Source organism: Poriferisphaera sp. WC338 (assembly GCF_050931845.1).
Lineage (GTDB): Bacteria > Planctomycetota > Phycisphaerae > Phycisphaerales > Phycisphaeraceae > Poriferisphaera.
The window spans coordinates 2,297,955-2,321,340 of record NZ_CP194516.1 but is presented as its reverse complement, the minus strand read 5'-3'; the positions used below and the strand labels follow the sequence as shown (position 1 = coordinate 2,321,340).

The 23,386-nt window shown below is 50.6% G+C and carries 16 protein-coding genes and 1 other RNA gene; 8 read left to right on the top strand and 9 right to left on the bottom strand.

What is annotated here, in order from left to right; genetic code table 11:
• Positions 1-21: 21 nt before the first annotated feature.
• Positions 22-1,416 carry a sulfatase family protein gene (locus tag ACQ6WK_RS09510; RefSeq protein ID WP_432797149.1) on the bottom strand — a complete coding sequence of 465 codons (1,395 nt, stop codon included), beginning with the start codon at positions 1,414-1,416 and terminating at the stop codon, positions 22-24.
• Between ACQ6WK_RS09510 and ACQ6WK_RS09505 the strand changes: the two genes are divergently transcribed.
• The gene (locus tag ACQ6WK_RS09505) at positions 1,405-1,710 is read left to right on the top strand and encodes a hypothetical protein (RefSeq protein WP_432797148.1); all 306 of its coding nucleotides are present in this window, start codon (positions 1,405-1,407) and stop codon (positions 1,708-1,710) included. The two genes, ACQ6WK_RS09510 and ACQ6WK_RS09505, sit on opposite strands and share 12 nt — an antisense overlap.
• Positions 1,711-1,775: 65 nt before the next feature.
• Positions 1,776-2,155: a transfer-messenger RNA gene (ssrA, locus tag ACQ6WK_RS09500) on the top strand.
• Positions 2,156-2,416: 261 nt separating this feature from the next.
• Here ssrA and ACQ6WK_RS09495 read toward each other — a convergent pair.
• Positions 2,417-4,174, bottom strand: coding sequence for a hypothetical protein (locus ACQ6WK_RS09495; protein ID WP_432797147.1), 1,758 nt, complete (start codon positions 4,172-4,174; stop codon positions 2,417-2,419).
• A 472-nt stretch (positions 4,175-4,646) separates the two neighbouring features.
• Here ACQ6WK_RS09495 and ACQ6WK_RS09490 point away from each other — a divergent pair, with 472 nt between their 5' ends.
• The 5 genes from ACQ6WK_RS09490 (at position 4,647) to ACQ6WK_RS09470 (ending at position 11,047) form a co-directional block, all read left to right on the top strand.
• A complete protein-coding gene (locus ACQ6WK_RS09490; RefSeq protein WP_432797146.1) occupies positions 4,647-5,642 on the top strand; it encodes a LacI family DNA-binding transcriptional regulator in 996 nt (331 codons plus the stop codon).
• Between the two features lie 80 nt (positions 5,643-5,722).
• Positions 5,723-6,286 carry a PEP-CTERM sorting domain-containing protein gene (locus ACQ6WK_RS09485; RefSeq protein WP_432797145.1) on the top strand — a complete coding sequence of 188 codons (564 nt, stop codon included), beginning with the start codon at positions 5,723-5,725 and terminating at the stop codon, positions 6,284-6,286.
• Positions 6,287-6,362: 76 nt separating this feature from the next.
• The gene (locus ACQ6WK_RS09480; protein ID WP_432797144.1) at positions 6,363-7,091 is read left to right on the top strand and encodes a type II secretion system protein; all 729 of its coding nucleotides are present in this window, start codon (positions 6,363-6,365) and stop codon (positions 7,089-7,091) included.
• Positions 7,082-8,347, top strand: coding sequence for an endo-1,3-alpha-glucanase family glycosylhydrolase (locus tag ACQ6WK_RS09475; RefSeq protein WP_432797143.1), 1,266 nt, complete (start codon positions 7,082-7,084; stop codon positions 8,345-8,347). Before ACQ6WK_RS09480 ends, ACQ6WK_RS09475 begins: the two co-directional genes overlap by 10 nt.
• A gap of 177 nt (positions 8,348-8,524) precedes the next feature.
• A complete protein-coding gene (locus tag ACQ6WK_RS09470; RefSeq protein ID WP_432797142.1) occupies positions 8,525-11,047 on the top strand; it encodes a beta-mannosidase in 2,523 nt (840 codons plus the stop codon).
• A 1-nt stretch (position 11,048) separates the two neighbouring features.
• On the opposite strand, the gene ACQ6WK_RS09465 is transcribed toward ACQ6WK_RS09470, so the two are convergent.
• Positions 11,049-13,220, bottom strand: coding sequence for an excinuclease ABC subunit UvrB (locus ACQ6WK_RS09465; protein WP_432797141.1), 2,172 nt, complete (start codon positions 13,218-13,220; stop codon positions 11,049-11,051).
• A gap of 133 nt (positions 13,221-13,353) precedes the next feature.
• Between ACQ6WK_RS09465 and ACQ6WK_RS09460 the strand changes: the two genes are divergently transcribed.
• Positions 13,354-14,163: a DUF547 domain-containing protein gene (locus ACQ6WK_RS09460; protein ID WP_432797140.1), complete on the top strand. Its 810-nt coding sequence runs from the start codon at positions 13,354-13,356 to the stop codon at positions 14,161-14,163.
• A 97-nt stretch (positions 14,164-14,260) separates the two neighbouring features.
• Here the strand turns inward: ACQ6WK_RS09460 and ACQ6WK_RS09455 are convergent, their stop codons facing one another.
• The 6 genes from ACQ6WK_RS09455 to dxr form a co-directional block, all read right to left on the bottom strand.
• A complete protein-coding gene (locus tag ACQ6WK_RS09455; RefSeq protein WP_432797139.1) occupies positions 14,261-15,499 on the bottom strand; it encodes an MFS transporter in 1,239 nt (412 codons plus the stop codon).
• Positions 15,456-15,950: an SsrA-binding protein SmpB gene (gene smpB / locus ACQ6WK_RS09450; protein WP_432797138.1), complete on the bottom strand. Its 495-nt coding sequence runs from the start codon at positions 15,948-15,950 to the stop codon at positions 15,456-15,458. Before smpB ends, ACQ6WK_RS09455 begins: the two co-directional genes overlap by 44 nt.
• A 72-nt stretch (positions 15,951-16,022) precedes the next feature.
• A complete protein-coding gene (locus ACQ6WK_RS09445; protein WP_432797137.1) occupies positions 16,023-17,477 on the bottom strand; it encodes a tRNA modification GTPase in 1,455 nt (484 codons plus the stop codon).
• A gap of 15 nt (positions 17,478-17,492) precedes the next feature.
• A complete protein-coding gene (locus ACQ6WK_RS09440) occupies positions 17,493-19,673 on the bottom strand; it encodes a YidC/Oxa1 family insertase periplasmic-domain containing protein (RefSeq protein WP_432797136.1) in 2,181 nt (726 codons plus the stop codon).
• A 209-nt stretch (positions 19,674-19,882) separates the two neighbouring features.
• Complete coding sequence (locus ACQ6WK_RS09435) at positions 19,883-21,937, bottom strand: site-2 protease family protein (protein WP_432797135.1); 2,055 nt, start codon at positions 21,935-21,937, stop codon at positions 19,883-19,885.
• Positions 21,938-22,159: 222 nt separating this feature from the next.
• Complete coding sequence (gene dxr, locus ACQ6WK_RS09430) at positions 22,160-23,371, bottom strand: 1-deoxy-D-xylulose-5-phosphate reductoisomerase (protein WP_432797134.1); 1,212 nt, start codon at positions 23,369-23,371, stop codon at positions 22,160-22,162.
• Positions 23,372-23,386 lie beyond the last annotated feature (15 nt).

The window sequence follows — 23,386 nt, the reverse complement described above, 5'->3', positions numbered from 1 at the left end:
GCGATAGCCGATCGGTTTCGGTTATCGTTTGGCATGTTGTATGTTCTTCTCACGAAGGCCGTCACGCCAAGATTCGGAGTCGTTGTGGATGGGTTGATCGAGGACGTTTAGTCCTGAGTATTGTGGGGTTTGGTAATCTTCGTACCAAGATTCGAGTTGGGCGAGGAGTTGTTGGATGGTGTTTGCGTGTTGTGGATCGTTGAAGAGATTGTTTGTTTCATCAGGGTCGGTGATTAAGTCGAAGAGTTCATTTGGTTTATGGTTGTATCGGATAATGAGTTTGTACTGATCGGTTTGAATGAAGCGAAGGTCGCCGTATTCGCCGAAGCGAGGTTGTTTGCGTGGTTGGTTGTATGTTGTGGCGTATGAGATGCCGGGGTAGTTTGTGTTAGTTGGGAGTGGCGTGTTTGCGAAATCAAGGATGGTGTTGAAGGTATCGTAGTGATCGACGGGGCGGTCTGAGGTTTCGTTCTTGGGGAGGTCTGGATGTTGAATAAAGAGCGGAACTTTGATGGAGGTTTCGTAGACGTTGAGTGGGCGGGTGGAATTACCTTTGCCCCAGAAGCCATGATGCCCAAGGGTGCAGCCGTGATCTGAGGTGTAGATGATGATGGTGTTGTCGAGCTGGTTTGTTTCTTCGAGGTAGTCCATGACGCGACCGAGATGGTGGTCGATTTCTGAGACGGAGGCGTAGTAACCGCGGCGGTGGGCATTGATTTGTTCGGTGTCAGATTCGTCGTAGGGGAAGCCTTCGTTTTTGGCCCAAGGGTGTTTGTGGTATTCGGGGAGGTCGGAGAAGGTTGCGTCTTTGTAGAGGTCGACGAATTTGGGGTCATGATGTGATTCGTGATAGGGGGAATGTGTGCCGATGTAACCGATGTTGAGGAAGAAGGGCTTGTCTTTGGGGCGGTCTTTGAGAAAGTCCAGAGCGTGGTCGGTAATGATTTCAGTTTTGGAGCCGGTGAGCGTGGTGGGTTTGTTATTGAGTGAGTAGGTATGCGTTTCTTGGTGCGCGCCTTGGTTGCGACCTGTGCCAAAGCATTGATCGAAACTAGCAGGTGTGTCATCAGATTGACCGAGGTGCCATTTGCCTGAAAGGATGGTGTGATAACCTGCTTGCTGGAGGATCATAGGGAGCGTGGTGTGACCCTTTAGCCAGAGATGATTATCAATTTCGGGTGTGGTTTCGTAGAGCCAATCATGGATGCCGATTTGTGAAGGTGTTTGGCCGGTGAGGATGCATGCGCGCGCGGGCGAACAAACGGGGCAGGGTGTGTTCACATTGGAGAAGCGGAGGCCGTTTTGTGCGAGTCGATCGAAGTTGGGGGTGATGAGTTCTGAGTTGCCGTAGGGTACGGAGGCCCATGCGGCGTGGTCATCGGTGAGAAAGAGAATAATATTGGGTTGATTGTTCATGGCGGAACTTCTTTGTTTGATTTTATTTTAACGGCATGGCCAAGGTTATGTGGATCAATTTTCTTTACAAATGCAGCAAGAAAAGGCACTAAATCGGATCGCTCCGATAATTGTATTTTAACAATTTTTATGCATGTGTATATGGGGTTGGGATATTGGAATGTTGATCGTGACATTGGTTGGTATGAATGTCACATGGGTGTTGGGTATGTGTATATAAGTGGTGGGCTTTGTGTCAAAGTGAGGGAATTGCTGGCAGTATTTGCCGATAGTGATAAGGCAGAGATGGTATGATGGTGTTGTGAAAAGTGTTTGCTATAATTAGTGACTCGCTTTTTGCGAATGATCTTTGACAAGATGGGGCCGATCGGTATTGACCGGACAGGGAAGTCATATCGTTGCGTGTCGAGGTGCACATTCCCCTCGTTAAACCACGTGCAAAAACACTAATTGCCAACGATAATATCGCTGGTCGTATTGGCTTCGCGCCAGTACGCATGGCTGCCTAATGTGTGGCCCATCATGCGGATGAGTGTCTGCGGCTGAAGCATGATGCAAAGACTAGTAGACTCGCCGGATAGCTGCGTTTCAGGGCTTGAAGGTTAAAAAACACTGTGACTGGGTGATCCATAGATTGTCGTTAATCGCTGGAGATCCGAGATCAAAGAAACGACTATGCATGTAGACGCGGTATGGTGACTGTAGCGGGACGGGAGTTCGATTCTCCCCGGCTCCATTTTTAAGAATGCGATCTTAGCCGAAGGATTGTGTTCGCAAGAACTAAAAGAAGCTCACTGGTTTAGGCCGGTGAGTTTTTTTGTGCGCAGTGTTGAGATGACGTAGATGGCTGCTTGTGTTGTTCGAGGGAGATGGCCTTGGCACCAGAGGTGTCAGGTTTGATGCATCATGTGGGTGGTGATGGTGGATGTTTTTTTGATGTAAAAAAACTTGCGGCGTGGTGGCCGCGGGTTTGTGTGTTGTGATGGTGTTGTGTACGAGATCAGTTGTGTTTGCGGCGGCGGGTTGCCAAGTAGGCGAGTGGTGTGGCGGCGAGGATTGAGGTGGGTTCAGGGACGTTGGTGACGATGGGGATGAAGTAGCCGCTTTGTGTGGTGGCATACCAAGTGGACACATCATAGGTGATGATTTCGCCGTTGTTTCCGAAGACAGGTGTGACGAAGGAGCCTTTGTCGCCTTCCACGAGTGCTTCGCCGAGGGATTCCTTGAGTGCGAGGTATTCTTCGGGGGTATAGTTGAGGTAGAACATGGGTTCAATCGCTTCGACGAGTTCAAGCAACGGTTGCAGATCAAAAGATTCACCAATCGGGCTAGGCGAACTTCCGCCGTTGTCTTGGCTAAATGCCGTCATGATCATAATACGTCGTTCATACTCTTCGACTGTCATGCGGGTCGGCTCATTAAGCTCAAATTGTTCGGCGGCTGTTTGTCTTGTGATATTTAAAGCAGCGTCATCTAGATTTGTGCCAAGACGTGTGGTTGTTTGGACGATTTGCGGGGTGTCGAGATCGCCGGTTGTAAGTTCACCATTCGTAGCTTTAAATTTGTTATAGACTGCAGTATAGAGTGGATCGCTAGGGTCGATCAGGATGTATTCATCAGGGGGATTCTGTGGGCCATGGTCTGTATGGACTCGCTCATGAGCGTACAACGATTGATCCTCAGGTCCGCCGAATTCACCGCTATCGGTGTAGATAGAGGTATCTGTGGTCACCGCTCTGGCACCGAGATCATCCAGTGCATCACGAACCATGGTGCCGACAACGGTTTCGCCTCCTTCGAGTTCGGTACGGTCAAAACGCGCAATTTCGCCATCAACATCGGGGTCGGGATCTTCAGGTGATGCGAATACGACGTAGACTGGCGTATTATCGCCAAAGGGGCCAAGGGGTGGGAGGTATTGTGGCTCTGCACGAGGTGGTGGGGCGACGCCTCCTGCGTAGACGAAGTTGTCGATAGCGAACTGTGTCGTACCACCATTATTTGCGATTGTTTGGAGGTCGATGTCGAAGAACTGGATGGCAGCGCCGGAGAAAGGATCACGCGTCGGATCGAAGTTTTCATGTTCTTCATCGCCGAAGCCGTTTTGATCATAGACCATTTGTAGCAGTTGATCGTGGCTGATTCGGAAGCGAGCTTCGTAAGCAGGGCGGGGACTGCTGAGCGAATGGAATGTGCCGGCCTGTTCGGCAAAGATTTGTTTATCAAAAGAAAAATCTGCGCTGAAATTTAGCGTGCCTTGTGCAATGAAACCGTCCTGGTCTTGCACTTGAAAATTAAGGGCGGGGGCGAGATTACTGCTTACTGATGCCATGGCGAGGTCGAAGCCGAAGTCGTCGCCTGGCAAGAAGAATTCAAAACCCATCTCAGCGAGACTGAAGGGGGTGCCGTTGTAGTTAAAGTTACCGAGTTTGGGATCGGTCCAGAAGGCGTCGCCGTTGATGAGGTTTGAGGGACGAGTGAGGAGGTTGTTGCTGTCGAAGTAGGCGGGGTTGCCGCTGATATTTTTGAAGAGAACGGACCCATTGCCGACGAATGTGCCGGGTGATGCGCCGCCGCCGGGCGATTGGCGGGCGGGGTTGAGATGACGTGGATAGATGTTGCCATCGCCAACCGGGGGAAGGCCTGAGGTGAAGGTATAAACCTCATCTGCTGACAGGCTTGATCCCGTTGCGGCAAAAAGAAGACCTGCGCCAATTAATGATGCGGTATAGGTGGTGGCGGTGTTTGCGATCGTCATCTGTTTCCTCCCTCAAGGATATTGATTGAGTGTGTATCGCTGAATCGCCGTTTTCCAGTTAAGGATCGGCGCGGGTGAGATTTAGATAGCAATAAGATACAACGCAGGTGCGAATTCCTTAAGGAAAAAAGTCGCAACAGACCAGAAATTTCTGATTTGTTGCTTCTGTGGCCACGTGGATCGATATGGCTTCCCTATTGTGATATTTGAGTTGATTTAAACCTACTGGCTTAGAGCATGATGTTCGTAAGCTGCAATGGTTGAACAGGTTGTGTGAATATTTTAAAAGATGAAGATTTCTCTTGATGAAATATTTCATTTGTGTTAACTTAATTTCATTGAGAGGGAGAGTCTGGCAGGTAGGTGGGCTATCTGTCAGAGTGGAGTCGGGCAGGGTGGCCACGACGCTTTGGGGCGGGAGAAGTTCGGGCAAGTGAACGGGTCGGCATCAGCATGAAGGATCGCAACGGCTATGGGTAAAGTGACAAGCAAAAAATCGGGCGGGTCAATTTCGATTGCTGATGTTGCACGGCATGCAGAGGTTTCGATCGGAACCGTTTCGCGTGTGATCAACCGTCATCCATCGGTGGCATCTGAACTTCGGCGGAAGGTCCTGGTGAGTAGTCGTGAGCTTGGGTTTGTGCCAAAGGTGGCGCGGCGGTGTATTGCATTGGTGACAGGCCGGCATAGTCCCGGCTTGCCGATCGGTTATGTAAGCGTGATGACCTCATTGGTTTCACAAGAGTTAGCTTCGCGCGGCTATGCTGTGGAATTGATCGACATAGCCAATCTCGAATTGGCTTACGAGTCGCATGTGGATGGTGTGATTGGGATTGTGTTTGACAAGCGGTTGGTTGAGTTACGAGCCATTCCCAATTTGCCCATGGTGACGATCAATAAACCGCTGATTGAGCACGGGATTCACGGTGTGTATGCGGACCATTACCAGCAAGCGGTGGATGCGTGTCGGCATTTGATCGAGCGTGGCCACGACAAAATTGCTTACCTTGAGATTGAATCAAATGAATGGGGCAGCCAAGAGCGGCTGCGTGGCTATCGTGATGCACTGGAAGACGCGGGTTTGCCTTTTGATGCAGAGCGTGTTTGCTATACAAGCGAGCAGCCAATTTATGACATCCTTTCTCGCTGGTGCCAGAAGGGCATGACGGGTTTGCTGAACTTTAGTGAAGATGTTGGGCTAGAAGTGTTGCACATCCTAGGCAACGTACTGGGCAAGAAAATTGGTAAAGATATTTCGACGATTAGCTTGGAAGATTTTCCGGTCTACCAATACCTGACACCACCGCAGACGGTGGTCCGTCAGCCGCTTGCGAAGCTTGCAAAGCTGGCAGTTGAACACGTACTTCAACCTGTTAGCGAGGCAGCGGACATTGCTAATGTGCAACTGCCAACAGAGCTTGTGATCCGTGATTCAGTCGCGACGATTGGCGAGGCCGTTACAACTTAGCTTTTATTTTAGATTTTACTTTTCGTATCAAAATAGATTTCAATGAATCAGTGTTCTACACATACTTGGAGGATTAGCAGATGAACGCAATGAAACTTGGAACCATGGTTGGGGCTTTGGCCATTGCCTTTGCAGGCAGTACCGTGAACGCAGCATACACCGATGATATGAATGATGCCTCAGGTTTTGGGGGTGCGTTTGGTGCCGCGGCAGCCACGGATAATCTTGATGGTACCGTGACATTTTCAAAGAGTGCGGGTGCGAGTGTTGATTCGGGGATTATCTGGAGCATGCCGGGCGGCGTGAAGATTGATATCGCCGATAGCGAAGTCACGATCACTGCTGATGCGGATGAAAGCAATGATTTTATCAACGTGAATGCAATCTATTTTGATGCGGGCGGCACTTTTGTTGGGCAGTCACTTGTTCTGTCAGACACCAATCAGGAAACTCCGATTGATTTTAGCGTAGCGAGTGGCGCACCTGCTGGAGCGGCAAGCTATGTTTTGCAGATCCGCATTCTGCCATTTGGTGCTGCAGAAGCTGCGTATACGTTTGATCAAATCTCAGCGAATGCGGTTCCAGAACCAGCTTCGTTGGCACTGTTGGGCTTGGGTGGCCTGATGATCATGCGTCGCAGGTAAATTGTTTTAGGGTGAGTCATGTTGGTTGAAACGGCTGGCGCATTTCTTGTATGAAGTGCGCGAAGGAGTCTTACGCATGTGCCGGAAGATAAAGAACGCTTTTACGCTCATTGAGCTTCTCGTGGTGATCTCCATTATTGCGTTGCTCATCGCCATTCTGTTGCCTGCACTCAGCAGTGCACGTGCTACAGCGAGGCAGATTGCTTGTGGTTCGAATGTGCGGCAGATCATGCTCGGCATGGTGATGTACGCCGATGCGAATGATGATCAACTCGTACCGATGAATATCGCAGGCACACCAGCCAACATTGACTGGTCCAAATTTATGATGGAATGGGATGTCCTTGGCGGAGAAGATGTGTTCACTTGCCCGCAAGATGATGTTGAACGCAGTGCTCATGTGGCTGATCTAACGGATCGAAGCTACGGCGTGAACAATATGAAATGGGGTTACCTTCATTACGCCGATCCAGCAGTCAATATTAAATTTCCTTGGCCGAACTATCTGAGTTTTGGTGTGACTCACAACAACATGCAGCCGGATAAGCTGACGAATATCCCGCTACGCATCATTATGGTGGGTGAGTTACACGACAGGAATTTTATTGAAGGATCATCAACCAAAGTCGGAGTGGCTGAAAATGAGGGCTTGGACTATTGGGCTTCCCAAATACATGCGAATGAAAGCGGCAACTATGGTTTTAGCGATGGGCATGTCGAGAACTTGCAGGCAATCGTTGTGAATGAGTTTCCGGCTGACAATGGCGTTGTGAACTCAAACGAGGATCGTTGGAAATGGAAATAAAATATATGAAGTGGACAGCTGGTATTGCGTTGATGATATTGGGGGTTGTGGGGTTAGGATGTTCCTTGCTAGCTGAAGATGCGCCGGTGGTTGAACAGAAGGCGGCATCAACAGAGGGCAAATGGAACATAGAGGGTGATGGTCCGCACTTAATCGCACATTATATGGCGTGGTTTGAAGCATACGGAGAGTCGGGTGAAGGTGCGAAGACGTGGCGGCATTGGCGGTGGGATGGTAGCGGCTCAAAGCGCAATCCTGAAAAGGTTGATCAGGATGGGCGACGAGAGATCAGTTCGGTGTATTATCCATTGATCGGGCCGTACAACTCACGTGATCGCGCGGTGGTGCGTTACCACATGCGGACAGCGAAGGCGGCAGGTGTGAGTGCGTTTGTGGTGATCTGGTACGGCAAGGACACGCCGGATTCAGATGCGCTGATGCCGATGCTGCTTAAGGAAGCGGCGAAGGTTGGGTTGAAGATTGCGGTGTGCTATGAAGAAAAGATCAACTGGCAGCCGTATCGTCAGCCGACTTCACGATCAGAGATTGTGAAGACGGCCACAGAGGATCTGAATTATCTGTTGAATACGTATGGTGGTCACGATGCGTACTTGAAGCGTGATGGCAAACCATTTGTGATGCAGTTTAATTATTGGGGTGAGGATGATCTGGGGCCGCGCCAGATTATGGCGGCCGAGTGGCAACAGATCTACGAGGGATTGGATAAAAACATCTATTTTTGTAGGCAAAATATGGATCGTCCGGATGTACATCCGCCGGTGCAGTCGGCCTTCATGTGGTTCAAGCCAAACAAGGCTGAATGGGCAAATGACTTCAAATACTTTGGTGCCACTGCTCGCAAACTTGAAGCTGAGAAGAAGCTGGATTTTTTCATGACGGTACTTTGTCCCGGCTTTGATACGACCAACGTCAATGGCTGGGGTGGCGGACCACGTGTGCTTGAACGCAATGGTACAGATGTTCTGGAATTCTCGATGGAACATGCATTGACGGGTAACCCTGAATTGATCCAGATCATGACTTGGAATGATTGGGAAGAAGGGACGGCCATTGAACCGAGTCGTGAGTTTGGCTTTGATTATATCGATACAATCGAGACGTGGTGGGGCAAAGTGAGTGGTCGTCCGGTGGATCTTGAAGATAACAAAGATGGTTTGCGTGAATTGATAGAAGAGTCGAGCGCGTTTCAGAAAAAAGAAATGCAAAAAGGGCTTGATCGTATTGGCATCAAATGAAGCCGCTTTTATGATGTCAGGAAATAATGTCGACCAATGGTCGGCATTGTTTTCGTAAGGCTTCACGTTTGTATTGTGTTTTGGAGCATAGCTCCGAACAGGTGAAGGGTTGAGTAAATTTTGAGTTGTTGGCGACCGATTGCAGCAGTGTGATCGGTTTGCCGTTAGGAGTCATAGATGTTAACGGTCGATTTATCAGGTGAGTGGGAACTGTCTTGCGAAGGCGGCGAGGGGCAAAACCATTTTAAAAAACAAGAAACACTCGCGGGGCAGTTGCCAGGCGAGGTGCATAGCGCGCTGTTGCGATCAGGTCACATTGAAGATCCGTATGTTGGGCTCAATGAGCGTGATGTGCAATGGATTGGGCGGAGTAAATGGAAGTATGTTCGCACGTTTGAGGTGGATGATGTGATGTTGTCGTTGCCATCGGTGGTGCTTGAACTGGATGAAGTCGATACGTTTGCGACGGTGAAGATCAACGGGAAACTGGCGGGCAAGTGTTACAACGCATTTTTGCGCTATCGTTTTGACGTGAAGAAGTATCTTGTTGCGGGTGTAAATAAAATTGAGTTTGTGTTTGATGTGGCGGAAGTTCATTCACAGAAGCGTGCGAGCCGGCTGGATTACAACGTGCCTTCGAGTATCTGTAATGAAGTGAAGGGGTTGAACTTTGTGCGTAAACCGCAGTGTCATGGCGGATGGGACTGGGGTATCACTCTGATGGTGGTGGGCGCGTATGGCAAGATGATGCTGCGCGGTGTGGAGATGAGTCAGATTGATAGCGTGGTGACCAAGCAACGCTTTAAGGGGAAGCGATGTGAGCTTGAGGCTACTGTGACGCTTGATACGGTGGTAAATGGTGAAGAAGTGTTACGGTTTGAGATTGATGGGCAGCTGATTGAGCGTAAGGTTCGTGTGAAGCGCGGCGAGAATGAGATCACTCAGAAGATTGAGATCAAGAAGCCGAAGCGTTGGTGGCCGCGAGGGTATGGCGAGCAGCACTTGTATGATTTGAAGGTGTCTTGCAGTAGTGATGTGGTAAGCAAGAAGATCGGCTTGCGTGAAGTGGAGTTGATTAATCGTGCGGATGAGGTTGGGAAGTCGATGGCGTTTCGGGTGAATGGGCAGGATATTTTCTGCAAGGGGGCGAACTGGATTCCGTGTGATGCGCTGCCGGAACGCCAGACTGTTGCGCTGTATCGGCAATTGCTTGAAGATGCGGCTGCGGTGAACATGAACATGATCCGAGTGTGGGGCGGGGGGCAGTATGAAAAGGATTGTTTCTACGAAATCTGTGATGAGCTTGGGTTGATGGTCTGGCAGGACTTCATGTTTGCTTGCTCGCTTTACCCGGCGTATGACACCTTTCTGGATGAAGTGGCTGACGAGGTGCGGTATCAAACCAAGCGTTTGCATGACTATGCAAGTATCGTGCTGTGGTGCGGTGATAATGAAGTGATCGGCGCGCTGCATTGGTATGACGATTCAAAGAATAAGCGTGATCAATATTTGGTGCAGTATGATCGTTTGAATCGTGTGATCCGCAAAGAGGTTGAGGCGATTGAAGGGAAGGGGGCGCAGTCGCGTGTGTTTTGGCCGAGCAGCCCGTGCAATGGGCCGGACGATTTTGGTGATGCGTGGCATGAAGATGTTTCGGGTGACATGCACTTCTGGAATGTTTGGCATGAGGATGCGCGGTTTGAAGATTATTATAAGGTTCAGCCGCGGTTCTGTTCAGAGTTTGGGTTCCAATCGTTTGCGGGGATGGAGGCCATTGCAGAATTGACCGGTGGTGATACGGGGCAGTGGAACCCGAGTTCACCGATGATGGAGCAGCGGCAAAAATGTGGGAGGGGGAACAAGAACATGGTGGGGATGTTCTGTCGGTATTTTCGTTTTCCGACGGGGTTTGAACAGATGGTTTATTTAAGTCAGGTGCAGCAAGCGATCGCGATTAAGACGGCGATCGAGTATTGGCGGGCGACACGGCCGGTGTGCATGGGCGCTTTGTATTGGCAGCTCAATGATAACTGGCCGGTGCATTCGTGGTCGAGCATTGAACACAGCGGTGCGTGGAAGCAGTTGCATTATCACGTGAAGCGTTTTTATGAAGATGTGCTTGTAGCGGGTGTGCAGAAGCATCCGGGGCAAGACGGAGAAGTTTCGATTCATGGCGTGAACGATCGGTCGGAGGGCGTGGCAGGTAAGTTGCAGGTGCGCATTATGGATTTTGATGGCAAGGTGGTTTGGAAGAGTGATCAAGAGGTGAATCTAAAGGCTGGCTCTACGAAGAAGTTCATGACGATGGCGGTGAAGGAGTTGCCGCTTGAATCGCATGAATGCTTTGCGGTGATGTCGCTGCGTGTGAAAGGAAAGAAGACCGGGCGCGTGTATCGCTCAGAGAACACACACTGGTTTACCGAGTATAAGCGCTGCGAGATTGCGTCTGCGAAGATTAAAACCACGGTTACAGGCGGCAAGAGCGGTGTGTTTAGGATTCAATTAACGACGGACAAGCCCGCATTTTTCGTGGATGTTTCGGTGAAAGGGGTTGCCGGCCAGATGAGTGATAACAGTTTCACACTATTGCCGAGTGAACCTAAAGTACTGGTTTTTAAGGTAGATCAAGCAACGAAATTGAATGAAGTCAAGAAGACGCTTTGTGTGCACGATTTGAAGTGGTCGCACCGTGAGTCTTGATTTAGTGTTTCTTTGAAGATCGTTTTTTCTTGATGACTTTGGTGCCGGGTGTGCCGGGCTTGGGTTTGCTGGGCCCACGCGCATCGGTTTTGACCTTGACCGTGCCTTGATCTGGGAGATCTTTGATCTGCTTGATCTTGTCACGAGTGAGGGCGGCCTTTTCAAATTCCAGATTATTTGCAGCGGTAAGCATCTGTTCTTCCAACTGTTGGATGAGTTCGGCGCGATCGAATTCCTGTTCGGTGATGTTGATCGCGTCACGGGCGGTCTTGCGGGCGCGCAGTTCGGCGGCAATGCCTTCTCGGATTGCTTTCTTGATCGTCTTCGGCGTGATGTTGTTGTCTTCGTTGTGTTCGAGTTGAATGTCGCGGCGACGCTGTGTTTCGTCGATCGCGGACTTCATAGCCGGAGTGACTTCATCGGCATAGAGGATGACGTAAGAATTGACGTTTCTTGCGGCACGACCGATCTGCTGGATCATACTCGTGGCAGAGCGTAGGAAGCCTGCCTTGTCTGCGTCAAGGATGGCGACGAACGAGACTTCTGGAAGGTCAAGCCCTTCACGCAACAGGTTCACGCCAATGAGAACATCGAATTCACCTTCGCGCAGTTCTTTCAGGATCTGGATGCGGTCAAGTGTTTCGATTTCCGAATGCAGGTAGCGGCACTTGATATCCTGCTCGGACATATAGGATGCGAGATCTTCAGAGAGACGCTTAGTGAGAGTAGTGATGAGGGTACGTTCGCCTTTGGCGATACATTTCTTTGCTTCTTCAATAACGTCGTTGACTTGCCCGGAAGCGGGTCGTACTTCCACGGGTGGATCGACGAGCCCTGTCGGTCGGATGATTTGTTCGACAATGCTGCCTTCGCATTTGTCGAGTTCATAGGGGCCGGGTGTGGCGGAAACAAAGACGACCTGAGACCAAACTTTCTCGACTTCTTCAAACTTGAGTGGCCGATTATCCATCGCAGAGGGCAGGCGGAAGCCGTGATCGACAAGGACGCGTTTACGGGCCTGGTCGCCGTTGTACATGGCGCGGATCTGAGGGATGGTGACATGCGACTCGTCGATGAAGACGAGCCAGTCGGGTGAGCCTGCGATGCGATTGGTGATCGCGGGAATGTCGGGCCGAGAGCCATCAGCATAGCCGCCTTGATAGATGCCGGATTGCGCATCAGGGAAATAGTCCAAGAGGGTGTAAGGTTTGGAGCCGGCGGGCCTGCCATCAAGATGGCGAGAATAGTTCTCGACGCCGGAGCAATAGCCGACTTCTTGCATCATTTCGAGATCGTATTTTGTGCGCGCCGCGAGTCGTTGAGCTTCGAGCAGCTTGCCTTGTGAACGCAGGTTTTGCTCCTGCTGTTTCAATTCGGCTTTGATGTCGTTGACGGCGCGGTCCATTTCATTTTCCGGCAGGACATAATGAACCGCGGGATAGACAAAGAGCGAGGATTCGTCGGCGAGCTTGTCGCCAGTGAGCGGGTTGATGAGGGCGAGTGATTCGATTTCATCACCGAACATTTCGACACGGTAGGCGAATTCTTCTGAGGCGGGGAAGATGTCTATCACATCGCCACGGACTCGGTACTTTCCGCGGATGAGTTCGATGTCGGTTCGTTCGTATTGTAGATCTGAGAGTGATCGCAAGAGTTCTTGGCGATTGATTAGTTGCCCCTGATTCAGCGAGACGACTGAAGACTTGTATGCATCCGGTGAGCCCAAGCCATAGATACAAGAAACTGATGCGACGACGATGACATCGTTGCGTGTGATGAGATTGGTCGTTGCGTTCAGGCGAAGGCGATCAAGATCATCGTTACGAGATGCATCTTTCTCGATATAGATATCGCGTTGCGGGATGTAGGCTTCGGGTTGGTAGTAGTCGTAGTAGGATACGAAATAGGAGACGGCGTTCTCGGGAAACAACTCCTTGAATTCTTCGTAGAGTTGGGCGGCCAATGTTTTGTTGTGCGAGAAAATGAGGGCGGGGCGATTGAGTTGCGCGATGGTTTGCGCCATGGTGAAGGTTTTGCCCGTGCCGGTGGCGCCAAGAAGCGTCTGATATTGTACGCCGGCGTTGATGTTGCGCGTGAGTTCATCGATTGCGGCGGGCTGATCGCCCATCGGCTGAAAATCACTTTTTAACTTAAAAGTATGCTGCTGTCTCATGTCGATTATTGTAGAGGAAATATGCGGGTTGTCAGCGTATTCCCGAAACTAGCGGGGGAATACGAATAAAAAAGAGGATATGACGGTTGGCTCCGGGGTAGGATAAGCCAATGCGGATAAAGGATACACTGATATGAAACACATGACGATTCTTGGAATGGTAGCGGTGCTTGTGTCTGGTTTGTTTTTCACAGAGCAAGCGAGAGGGCAGACGGCTGTTGAAGATGTGAGTTGGATGAAACAGCAGGGGCCGGAGCTGCAGACTTACAACGCACTGCTTGAGAAGTATGTTGATAGCGATGGTTGGGTCAATTATGACGGTTTATCGAAAGAGAAAGATAAGCTGAAAAAATACGTGGATTCAGTGGCCGCTTTGGATCTTGATGAGATGCGCCGACCGGTTCGCCTGGCCACCTTGATCAACGCATACAATGCATTCACATTGGACCTGATCTTGGAGTACTGGGATGATGGTAAACTCAAATCCATCATGGATATTCCGGAAGATAAGCGTTGGGATGATGTGCGTTGGAAAATTGACGGTAGGCTTTATAGTTTGAATCAGATTGAACACGAATTGATTCGGCCTGTATTTGGTGAAGCCCGCATCCATTTTGCATTAGTCTGTGCCGCTTATAGTTGTCCGAAGCTTCTAAACAAGGTTTATGTTGGCGATCGTTTAGAGCAACAGCTTCAATCACAAACTGAGTATGCCATAACGCATCCACGTTGGTATCAATATGATCAAGCCAGCAACACGGTGCATCTAACCAAACTGTTTGAATGGTATGGTCAAGATTTTATTGATCAGGCAGGGAGTGTGCTCGGGTTTGTTGGTATGTATCAACCAGAGATTAAGGCCAAGCTAGAAGCAAACGATCCACCGAAGATCGTATGGATTGAGTATGATTGGAAGCTGAATGATATCAGTAATAAGCCATAGCAGTAGGTTGAGGTAAGAAAGTAGAGTCTGCGATAACTCTAGTACATATAGCGTGGATTGGGTTTCCGAATACTCAGTTGTTCAAATATAAAAAGATTTATGAGGGATGAGAGGAATGGGCTGAGGCGCGTAGATGCAGAATGGGCAGCAGTGCTGTCACCATACATAAAACAAAGAAAGGTATGGCTGCAACAAGGATACCATAGCGGGAAGACATGGTATTGCTGAGAATGATGCCGAGGATGCCGATTAGTGGGCCGATCGCAAAGCCAGCGCCGATGAGTCCTTCATGAGCACCGCCTGCATCCACTGAAGCGTTTTTGACGACCATCGCATAGTAAAGTGAGCTGTAATACGTCAGTCCTGCAGAAACGCCGAATAGCAACTCACCGACAATGACCCACGTCACATGATTCCCGAGGAGGATCATGATGAAGCCGCAGGGTAATGCGATGATGGCGAGGAGAATCGGGAACACTTTGCCGTGCCAGCCAACCCACGCGCCAAGAATGAAGAAAGCTAGCAGACGCGTCACATCCAAGAAGCCTGAATAAGCGGCAGCATACTGTACATCAAACCCAAGATCGGCAAAGATGCTTGGCATCAGCGGAGCGAGTAAAAATAGCAGTGTGTATGAGCTGAGCATCGACCACCGGCTTGCAAGCAAAAGCTTTGTATAGCGGGCCAAACGGTGTGGGTCGGCTTGCTCAGGATGATCGTGTGGCAGATGAATCGGATGGCGGATCAATGGACGGCAAAGAAAGAGACTGGCGATATGGCAGATTAGGGCTGCGATGAAGATCGATTGAGCATAAGGTGATCCAATGAGCAGGCCTGATGCGGCAAGTGATAAAGGAACGGCCAACGCCCAAGAGATGCTGAATCGGCCAGTAGCGCGGAGTGTTGAGGTGGGCGTAAGCCCGGCATGGATGTATGATTCAATGATCGGCCATTTAATACCAGTTAAAATGCCAATTATCGCAAAGCTGATGACAAACAGTAATGGCAACGCAATCAAACTTAAAATCGCAGCAATGATGGTCAACCCAGTGATGGAAGCAAGCAGGACGCGCTTTTCGGTCCAGCGTGTGGCGATTTTATGGCTGTTAAGCGCGCCAATGATATACAGGATGCCGAACATCAGGGCGATTAGCAGGTTCTGCAACTCACTGAAGTGGAGGATGTCTTTCGTGTAAAAATAGACGCCACGCTCAAGGAGGATCGTGGCGAAGCTTTCAATAAAGGTGATTATCAGTAGACGGTTGCGGCGTTGCATGGCTTTGCTTTGGCGATTAGCGTCTGCGTGAGATGCTTCGACGCATTTCACGGTCGGCATCGCGTTTTTTGATGTCTTGGCGTTTGTCGTGTTGCTTCTTGCCGACGCCGATCCCAATCTCAATCTTGATGCGGCCGTCCTTGTTGAAAAACATGGCGATCGGAACGATGGTCGTGCCTTTCTCCCGCGTCTTATTGGCCAGCTGTTTGATCTCCCGCTTTTGGGCAAGCAGCTTGCGTTTACGCTTGGGCTCATGCTGGCGAGGCCCGCCATGTGGATAACGAGAGATTTCGCAATTCATCAGGAACAGTTCAAGCGTTTTCTCGTCAACATACGCATAGCCCTCAGCAATCGATGCTTGTCCCTGTCGAAGCGATTTCACTTCCGACCCTTGCAGGACGATACCACATACCACATTGTCGGTGATGTGGTAGTCGTGGAACGCGCGGCGGTTGGCGATCCGCGGCGTGATGTTCTCGTCTTTCTTTTTTTGTTTCTTCTGCTTGGCCATAATAAGGTCGAATATTGTAGCAATATTTACATGTCTGTTCCTGCGAGACGGATCGGGTTGTTTGACCAGATGTTATTTACCGACGCAGAAAGTCGCAAACACTTTACCGATCACGTCGTCTGGGGTCATCTGGCCGCCCAAGCTAGCCAGTTCATCCAGCGCGTTTCGCATGGCGCCAGCAATCAACTCCATGTTGCGCAATTGTTTTTCATTCTGATGAGGAGCGAGTGTTTCTATTGCATCGCTGATATGTGTAGCTGATTCACGGAGTGTATATTCATGACGCGGCTGTAGTGCGAGCATATCTGTTTGTACGCTCACACTGCGGTCACCGATACGGGAGATGATATGTTTGAGGAGTTCATCTAAACCTATGCCAGTTGTTGTGCTGATGGCAAGATCGTGATTTGGTAAAGATGATGATTCTGGCATCAAATCTGATTTGGTGACGATGCGCATCAGCGGCGTGTTCAGAGGAAGGTCGATCGATAAATCACGATCTGGTTGTGTTGGATCAATCAGCAGGATTACGATATCGGCGGTGGCGATAGCCTGTTGTGCAGCTTGTTGTGCATCATGATCAATGCCGGTAGCAAGATCATCAAGCCCGGCGATATCCACGAGCATCAATTCGGCAGGACGGCCATCAGTATTCGTAATAGTGATGGGTTCAGCAAGGATATCGCGCGTTGTTCCGGGTAGAGCGCTAATCACGGCGCGATCTTTACCGAGTAAACGATTGAACAGTGTGCTTTTGCCTGCACTTGGTGGGCCGACCAATACCACACGCGGCAGTGATTCGATTGTACCCCATGATCGTGATTGGCTGAGCAGTTGTTGCAATTCTTTGAATACACACTTTAGGCCGATCATTAAATCTGCAGGCTTAATGGCGACCACATCATCCTGATCGACAAAATCAATGCCCGCTTCGACGAGCGCAAGTAATGTGCTAAGCGTGTCGACCAGTGATGTCGAGAACGATCCGAGTTTGCCAGCTCGTAGGAGTTCTGCTGCGGCGAGTTGCGAATCGCTGGTTGCGGCGATGGTTGCGGCGATACCTTCGGCTTGCGTGAGATCGATCTTGCCGGAGGTAAACGAACGGAAGGTAAACTCGCCCGGTTCGGCAAGGCGTGCACCAGCGTGGAAGCCCTGCTGCAAAATGCTTTCGAGCAGAGCAGGGTGTCCTGGTACGAGCAATTCGACGATGTCATTTCCGGTGTAGCTGTGCGGCGCGGGGAAATAGGCAGCTAGCGCGCGGATGGATGGCGATTTGAGTTGGATGGAGGTAAGTGTACGAGGTGGGATAGATACTGTGCCGATTGTGATTGACTGAAGCACGTTCATGGCATCAGTGCCTGCAATGCGGACTAATCCACGGTTAGACTGACCGGGTGACGAACTGACCGCGATGATCGTATCGTTGTGACCGAGTGAGGCCATCGCATCCAATGAACGACCAATGCCCGCAGGGTTAGTGCGGGCACTGGCGAAGATATTCGGGTTGGTGGATGCATGATCAATCATGATGATGCTTTGTGATCAGGATTTCTTACGTTTGCCACCCTTGCCGCCTTTTTGTTGTTGCTGTTGGATTTGCTTTTGTTTTTCCTCAAGCATTTTTGACATACGGTCAGCAAAGCCGCCGGGCTTGGCAGGTTTTCTTTTGAAGAGTTCGCCGGATTCTTCGAGTTCTCTTACGTGCTTGCGGATGAAGTAGGAGTCGACGATGCCGGCTGTGGTGGAGGCGAGGATATAGAGGGTTAAGCCGGATGGTGCGGAGTAGAGGAAGAACGGGAACAGCAGCACCATGAATTTCATCATTCGCTGTTGGGTGCGTGCCTGATCTGTCGTGGCTGGTGGGGTGGTGAGCTTCTGTTGGAAAAAGAAGACCACGCCCATCAAGAGAGGCAAGATGTTAAGCGAGGAGTAATCAAACTGGATAAAGATCAGCGTGATGACGTGTGGCTCATTGAAGAAAGTGATGAATCGGTCTGGGCTGGATAGGTCGGTGAGGAAGGCCCAGTTGTCGTAGCCGACTAGTGATGCGAGGTTGTGGAAGATGTCGTAGAACGCAGGTTGATGACGAAGTTCGATAGCGTAATAGAGCATGGCATATAGCGCGACCCAGATAGGCATCTGTAAGAACATGGGTAGGCAGCCGAACATGTTGGCTGGGTTCATGCCTTTTTCACGGTAAAGCTTCATCTGTTCACGCTGCATGGCTTGTGGGTCGTCAGCATATTTCTTCTTGAGTTTTTCAAGTTCGGGCTGAAGCGATTGCATTTGCTTGCCCATCTTCATCATGTTGATCTGCGCTTTGCGGGTGATCGGATGAAGGATTAATCGTACACACAGCACGAGGATGATGATGGCGATACCCCAGTCGCCGAAGACATAATGCAGGCCGGTGAGGAAGCTGAGTAATCCCTTGGCGAGCCATTGGAAGGTACACCATGTACAGCCCAGCTCGTAGCGGATCAGTTCACTGAAATTCATGGCGGTGTAGGGCGGCGTATCAAAAACATACTGATCGCGTGGGCCAGCATAAACCGCGAAGTCAGCATTAGCGCTTTCGCCAGCCTGAATGATTTGCGACTGTGTGCCGAGTGTAAAGACAACCGCGCGATCAGTGTTCTCCATGGTTGGGTTGGCGTTGTAGCCTGGGAAGACTAGCGTGCCGATTGTCGGGAACACGGATTGAATCGCGGTGACATCTTTGGTCTTGTCAGTGGTGACCGGGACTAGTGCAGAGGTTACGACTGCAAAGTAGCGGTTTTCCGAAGCGAACCACGCGAGTTGCGAGCCGGCTTCGATATCTTCGCTTGGCCAGATGCCAACGGTGGGCAATCCTGCCTTTTGATCTTTGATGAACTGATCAATGACGGCTGTACGGTTAAGCAAACCATCGTTTGAGATGATGCGGGTACGGGTTTTATCTGCTGCAGGAAAGTACGCGGTGAGGAACTGTCTGCGGTCGCCGAGATAAGCGGCACCATCGTCGATCACATCGCCGCCAGCGTACTGACCCCACTGAATCTGGAGTGGTTGATTGCTGTGATTGACGAAGCTTTGTCGCACCTGCAGCTCATAACTCTTAACTGGTAGGGTCACTTCGCGAATCACTTGTAAGACGACTTGTTTTTGTTCGTTAAGCACATCAACGGTGAGCGTGACGGTCGAGCCATCATCTTTGGTGACAACATCCGATGTTTGCCAGTTGACTTTGCGAAGATCGACTTCAGTGCCGTTGATGGAAATGAAGCGTGAAGCATAGGGGTAGACCGAGTATTTGCCAGCTTTGATCACGCCTTCGACGCTGTAGCGTTCGCCGGAAGGACCGACTTCAACTGCGTAATCTGTGAGCGTGAACCGTGTGAGACCAGCCGCTTCGGTGGACAATTCAACCTGAAGATCGTAATTGGAATCTTCTTCTGCAGAACCGAGTGTGATGGTTTCAAGTTTTGCGCCGGTTGCTGCATGAAGTCCGGCAATAGATTGGATTTGGGACAACTCAGCTTGCACTGCTGGCGTTTGGATGTCCTTTACCTGCTCGGCAGCTTTCAGATCAGCTTCGGCTTGTGCGGCAACTTTCTTTTCTGCTTCTACCGCCTGAGCCGTGGCTTGCTTTTGCTTCTGACTGCTCTCTTCGCCTTTGTTCAAAAAAGCGATGGCTGTCAGTATCGCTAAAGCGATTGCGATGATCGGTACCAATATCCTCATCGATTTCCTCAATCCTGATGATGGTTCAAGAAGTCACGTCGCCCCCGTAAGCATCCCCCAATGATCCCCATCGATTCACCGTTTCTGAAAACGGGTCTAGTTCGTGGGGTCGTTGGCCGACCAGTATAGGTTTGATGGCCGAAATCTGCGAACCAGGTGCATGATTGGTGTCCCTAATCTAGCGACACAAGATCATATCTCTAGATGATTTAGCTGCCGCTAAATAGACGGTAGATGTCATGGTAGGTGACCACGACGAAGATCGTGCCGATGAGCGCGAGGCCCACCCACATTGCGCCGATCTGCACCGCTGGCGAAGCTGGTGAACCCTTGATCTTCTCAATGATCAGAAACACGATGTGTCCGCCGTCGACAATCGGCAGCGGCAGGAAGTTAATCACCGCCAAGTTCACACTGATCAAGCCAAGGAAGAACAGCAGCCACGAGAAGCCCTTTTGTGCAGCTTGTGTGCCGACATCCACAATGCCTACCGGCCCACGCAGATTTGAAACCTGCACAGACCCTTGGAACAATCGAAGCAGCGTGATGTACGTCTGCTGGACAAACTGATACGTCTTCTCCAACCCCAGCTTACCTGCCACGATAGGATTCTTTGCCACTACAGGTACGAACAATGTTTGGAAATTCAATCCATCCGGCAAAACCCAGCCAGCTGCGGCAATCTTTGTGATCGTTTCACTCGGCACTGAGACCGTGCTTGTTTCCTCAGGATTGTTTGCTACCGCAAGCTGATAGGTGATGCTCACATGGGCGGGTTGGTCATCGTTTGTTTTGAGCCCGCCGAGCAAAGCTTGCATCTGGCTCCAGTTCGCGATCGGTTGGTCATTGATCTTGACAATCTTCGAGCCCGGCGTGAGTTTTAATGCCGCAGCAGGTGATCCCTCGATTGTTTGTGCCACGATCTGCGAATCAATCGCTGGAGATAGGCTGAAACCGAGCTTCCCGTCTTTCGGCGTAACTTCACCGAGCGAGACCACTTCGCCATCGCGCAATACAGAAACTTTGAGCGGTTTGTCGCCAGATTTTTGTACTGTCTCTAAAACTTGTCTATGACTGGGCCATGACACACCGCCGAGTTGGACGAAGATGTCGCCTTCTTGGGCCTTTGCTTCTTTGAGGATGCTGTTTTCCGTGAAGCCGGTGACTTCGATGGCCGGTACTAAACCAATCAAGTTAGATGGCTGATCTTCAGACGCCACCATGATTGGAAGGCCCTGTAGCGGCAAGCTGAGCGTTTTCTCGTCTTTGCCTTTGAATGTGAATGTTGCGTTCGCGCCTTTGAGATCATTGATCATGCGATGAGCTTGGGCATAATTCTCAATCGGCTTGCCATTGATGTCTATCAGCGTCATGTTAGGACGCAAGCCATCATTGTATGCTTGGGAATCCTTGAAGATTGTCCCGAGCTTTGTATCAAACGGCGGGAACACACCTACGCCCAGTAAACCCTCTGCACGTTGATTTGGCTCCGGTGTGATCTTGAACGTTAGTTGATCTTTTACGTCAGGGCGATCTACTGTGAGCGTTAGAGGCACGCCCGCTTTGCCCAGTGCTGCAGCAATCCGCAGGTCGGTCATGTCTTCTGTCGGCTTGCCATCAATATCTACAATACGGTCGCCGATCTGCAAGCCTTTGTAAGCGGCATCGCCTTCATGGCCTTGCGCATAGGTCGTGGCTGCAGGCATGCCCGGAATCGTTCCGCCTACAACTGGCGGTGGGAACTGTACACCCATCTGGAATGCGATGATGAAAAAGATAAAGCCAAAGATCATGTTCATCACTACGCCCGCAGAGATCACACACGCCCGCGCCCAGATCGGCTTGTTGTTGTATGACCGTGGGTCTTTACTCTGCGCGTTTGGATCAAGATCTTCTTGTCCGAGCATCTTCACATACCCGCCCAGCGGCAGATAATTTAATCGGTACTCGGTTTCACCGAGGCCGATCGATTCCGCAGCTTCATCAATCTGTTCGCGGGTGGGTTCGTCGGTTTCGTTTTTGAGCACGCCCGATTCATTGAGCTTTGCCATGACGCGCTTTTCGTATTCTTTCTCGGTCGAGCCGGTGCGGAGGCCGATGCCTTTCCGCCACGACAACATCGCGGTGCCGAAACCAATCGCAAACTGCGGGCACTTGATGCCGACCCACTTCGCCACCATAAAGTGACCAAGCTCGTGGACAAATATCAGAAAACCAAATCCGATGACCAGTTCTATAAATGCAATGAAGCCTTCGCCAAACATGGTGCTTATCTACTCCAAATCGTTGCTGCAAGTTGTGGCTTATTCTCATAGCCTAAACCTGCGTTTCTCATCGCCACCTGTTGGGGTGGGCTGCCCAGTTTGCTGAGCATACTTTATTTGTTTCACGTGGTCCGCTTGCCGCGGGATCTCACGCTTCTCTAACACTATTTCTCACATCCCACCGGGATGATTGTCGGTTATTCGGTCGATATCGCATGATCTTCATGCCGTTCCGGTCAGTTTCTGATCGTCCAGCTTCGAGATCAGTTTGTCCACAAACGCACGGGCATCCACATCTGCCTGCATCACTGTTTCCAGGCTATCTGCGGGCTTGATCTCCGTAGCGCTTAGCGCTTCGGTCACCAATTCCGTGATTTGGCCAAATCGGATCTTTCGGTCCAGAAACGCGCCAACTGCGGCTTCGTTGGCGGCATTAAAAATCGCGCCTGCTGTGCCGCCAGCTTCGATCACGTCATATGCCAGTTTCAGCGAGCCAAATCGTTCATGATCCGGCTGTTCAAACGTTAAGCCTGACAAGTCTTGCCAGTCCATCGCGTCGCTTACGCCACCTACACGCTCCGGATGTGTGAGCGCATGTTGGATCGGTGTTTTCATGTCTGGTGGGCCAAGCTGCGCTAGTACCGAATGATCCACAAACTCCACAAAACTGTGCACGATCGATTGTGGATGCACGATCACATCAATCTGCTCGCCGGGCAGATCAAACAACCAATGCGCCTCAATGATCTCAAGTGCCTTGTTCATCATTGAAGCTGAATCAATTGTGATCTTCGGTCCCATGTTCCATGTTGGGTGATCCAATGCTTCTTCAACGGTGGCGTTGTCGATCGTTTGTTTGTCTTTCTGCCGGAATGGGCCGCCAGATGCAGTTAAGACGATCCGCTTCACCATTCGGTTCGGATGATCATGCAAACATTGGAAAATGGCGCTGTGCTCTGAGTCCACCGGCAAAAGCTGTGCGCCGTACTTCCGTACCAATGGCGTGACAAGCTCGCCTGCTGCGACCAAAGTTTCTTTATTGGCTAAGCTCACACGCATGCCGCGCTGGATTGCTGCAACTGTGGCAGGCAAGCCCGCTGATCCGACAACTGCGGCAGCAAGGTCGGTTGCTTCCACGGCTTCGACAAGTTGTTGGGTTGATCCATCACCGGAGAAAACCGTGACGCCGGGCAGGGCGTTCTTGATTTTGCCTGTCTGTGATACGTCGCCGATCGCGATATGTTTCACGTCAAATGCTTTGGCTTGTTCGATCAAACGATCACCGCCGCGCCCAGCTGCAAGGCCAACCACGTCAATCGAGACGCCAACAGTATCTTTCAAGTGGCGTACGACATTCAACGTGTTTTCGCCAATCGAACCGGTCGATCCGAGAATGATTAGTTTCCGAGGCTTGTTGTTCTGCAATTCAGTCAATCACGTATCCCTTAA

What these genes read in the sequence shown, in the direction of transcription:
- ACQ6WK_RS09510 (WP_432797149.1), bottom strand. Translation starts at nt 1,416, where the DNA reads ATGAACAATCAACCCAATATTATTCTCTTTCTCACCGATGACCACGCC.
- ACQ6WK_RS09495 (WP_432797147.1), bottom strand. Translation starts at nt 4,174, where the DNA reads ATGACGATCGCAAACACCGCCACCACCTATACCGCATCATTAATTGGC.
- ACQ6WK_RS09490 (WP_432797146.1), top strand. Translation starts at nt 4,647, where the DNA reads ATGGGTAAAGTGACAAGCAAAAAATCGGGCGGGTCAATTTCGATTGCT.
- ACQ6WK_RS09485 (WP_432797145.1), top strand. Translation starts at nt 5,723, where the DNA reads ATGAACGCAATGAAACTTGGAACCATGGTTGGGGCTTTGGCCATTGCC.
- ACQ6WK_RS09480 (WP_432797144.1), top strand. Translation starts at nt 6,363, where the DNA reads ATGTGCCGGAAGATAAAGAACGCTTTTACGCTCATTGAGCTTCTCGTG.
- ACQ6WK_RS09475 (WP_432797143.1), top strand. Translation starts at nt 7,082, where the DNA reads ATGGAAATAAAATATATGAAGTGGACAGCTGGTATTGCGTTGATGATA.
- ACQ6WK_RS09470 (WP_432797142.1), top strand. Translation starts at nt 8,525, where the DNA reads ATGTTAACGGTCGATTTATCAGGTGAGTGGGAACTGTCTTGCGAAGGC.
- ACQ6WK_RS09465 (WP_432797141.1), bottom strand. Translation starts at nt 13,220, where the DNA reads ATGAGACAGCAGCATACTTTTAAGTTAAAAAGTGATTTTCAGCCGATG.
- ACQ6WK_RS09460 (WP_432797140.1), top strand. Translation starts at nt 13,354, where the DNA reads ATGAAACACATGACGATTCTTGGAATGGTAGCGGTGCTTGTGTCTGGT.
- ACQ6WK_RS09455 (WP_432797139.1), bottom strand. Translation starts at nt 15,499, where the DNA reads ATGCCGACCGTGAAATGCGTCGAAGCATCTCACGCAGACGCTAATCGC.
- smpB (WP_432797138.1), bottom strand. Translation starts at nt 15,950, where the DNA reads ATGGCCAAGCAGAAGAAACAAAAAAAGAAAGACGAGAACATCACGCCG.
- ACQ6WK_RS09445 (WP_432797137.1), bottom strand. Translation starts at nt 17,477, where the DNA reads ATGATTGATCATGCATCCACCAACCCGAATATCTTCGCCAGTGCCCGC.
- ACQ6WK_RS09440 (WP_432797136.1), bottom strand. Translation starts at nt 19,673, where the DNA reads ATGAGGATATTGGTACCGATCATCGCAATCGCTTTAGCGATACTGACA.
- ACQ6WK_RS09435 (WP_432797135.1), bottom strand. Translation starts at nt 21,937, where the DNA reads ATGTTTGGCGAAGGCTTCATTGCATTTATAGAACTGGTCATCGGATTT.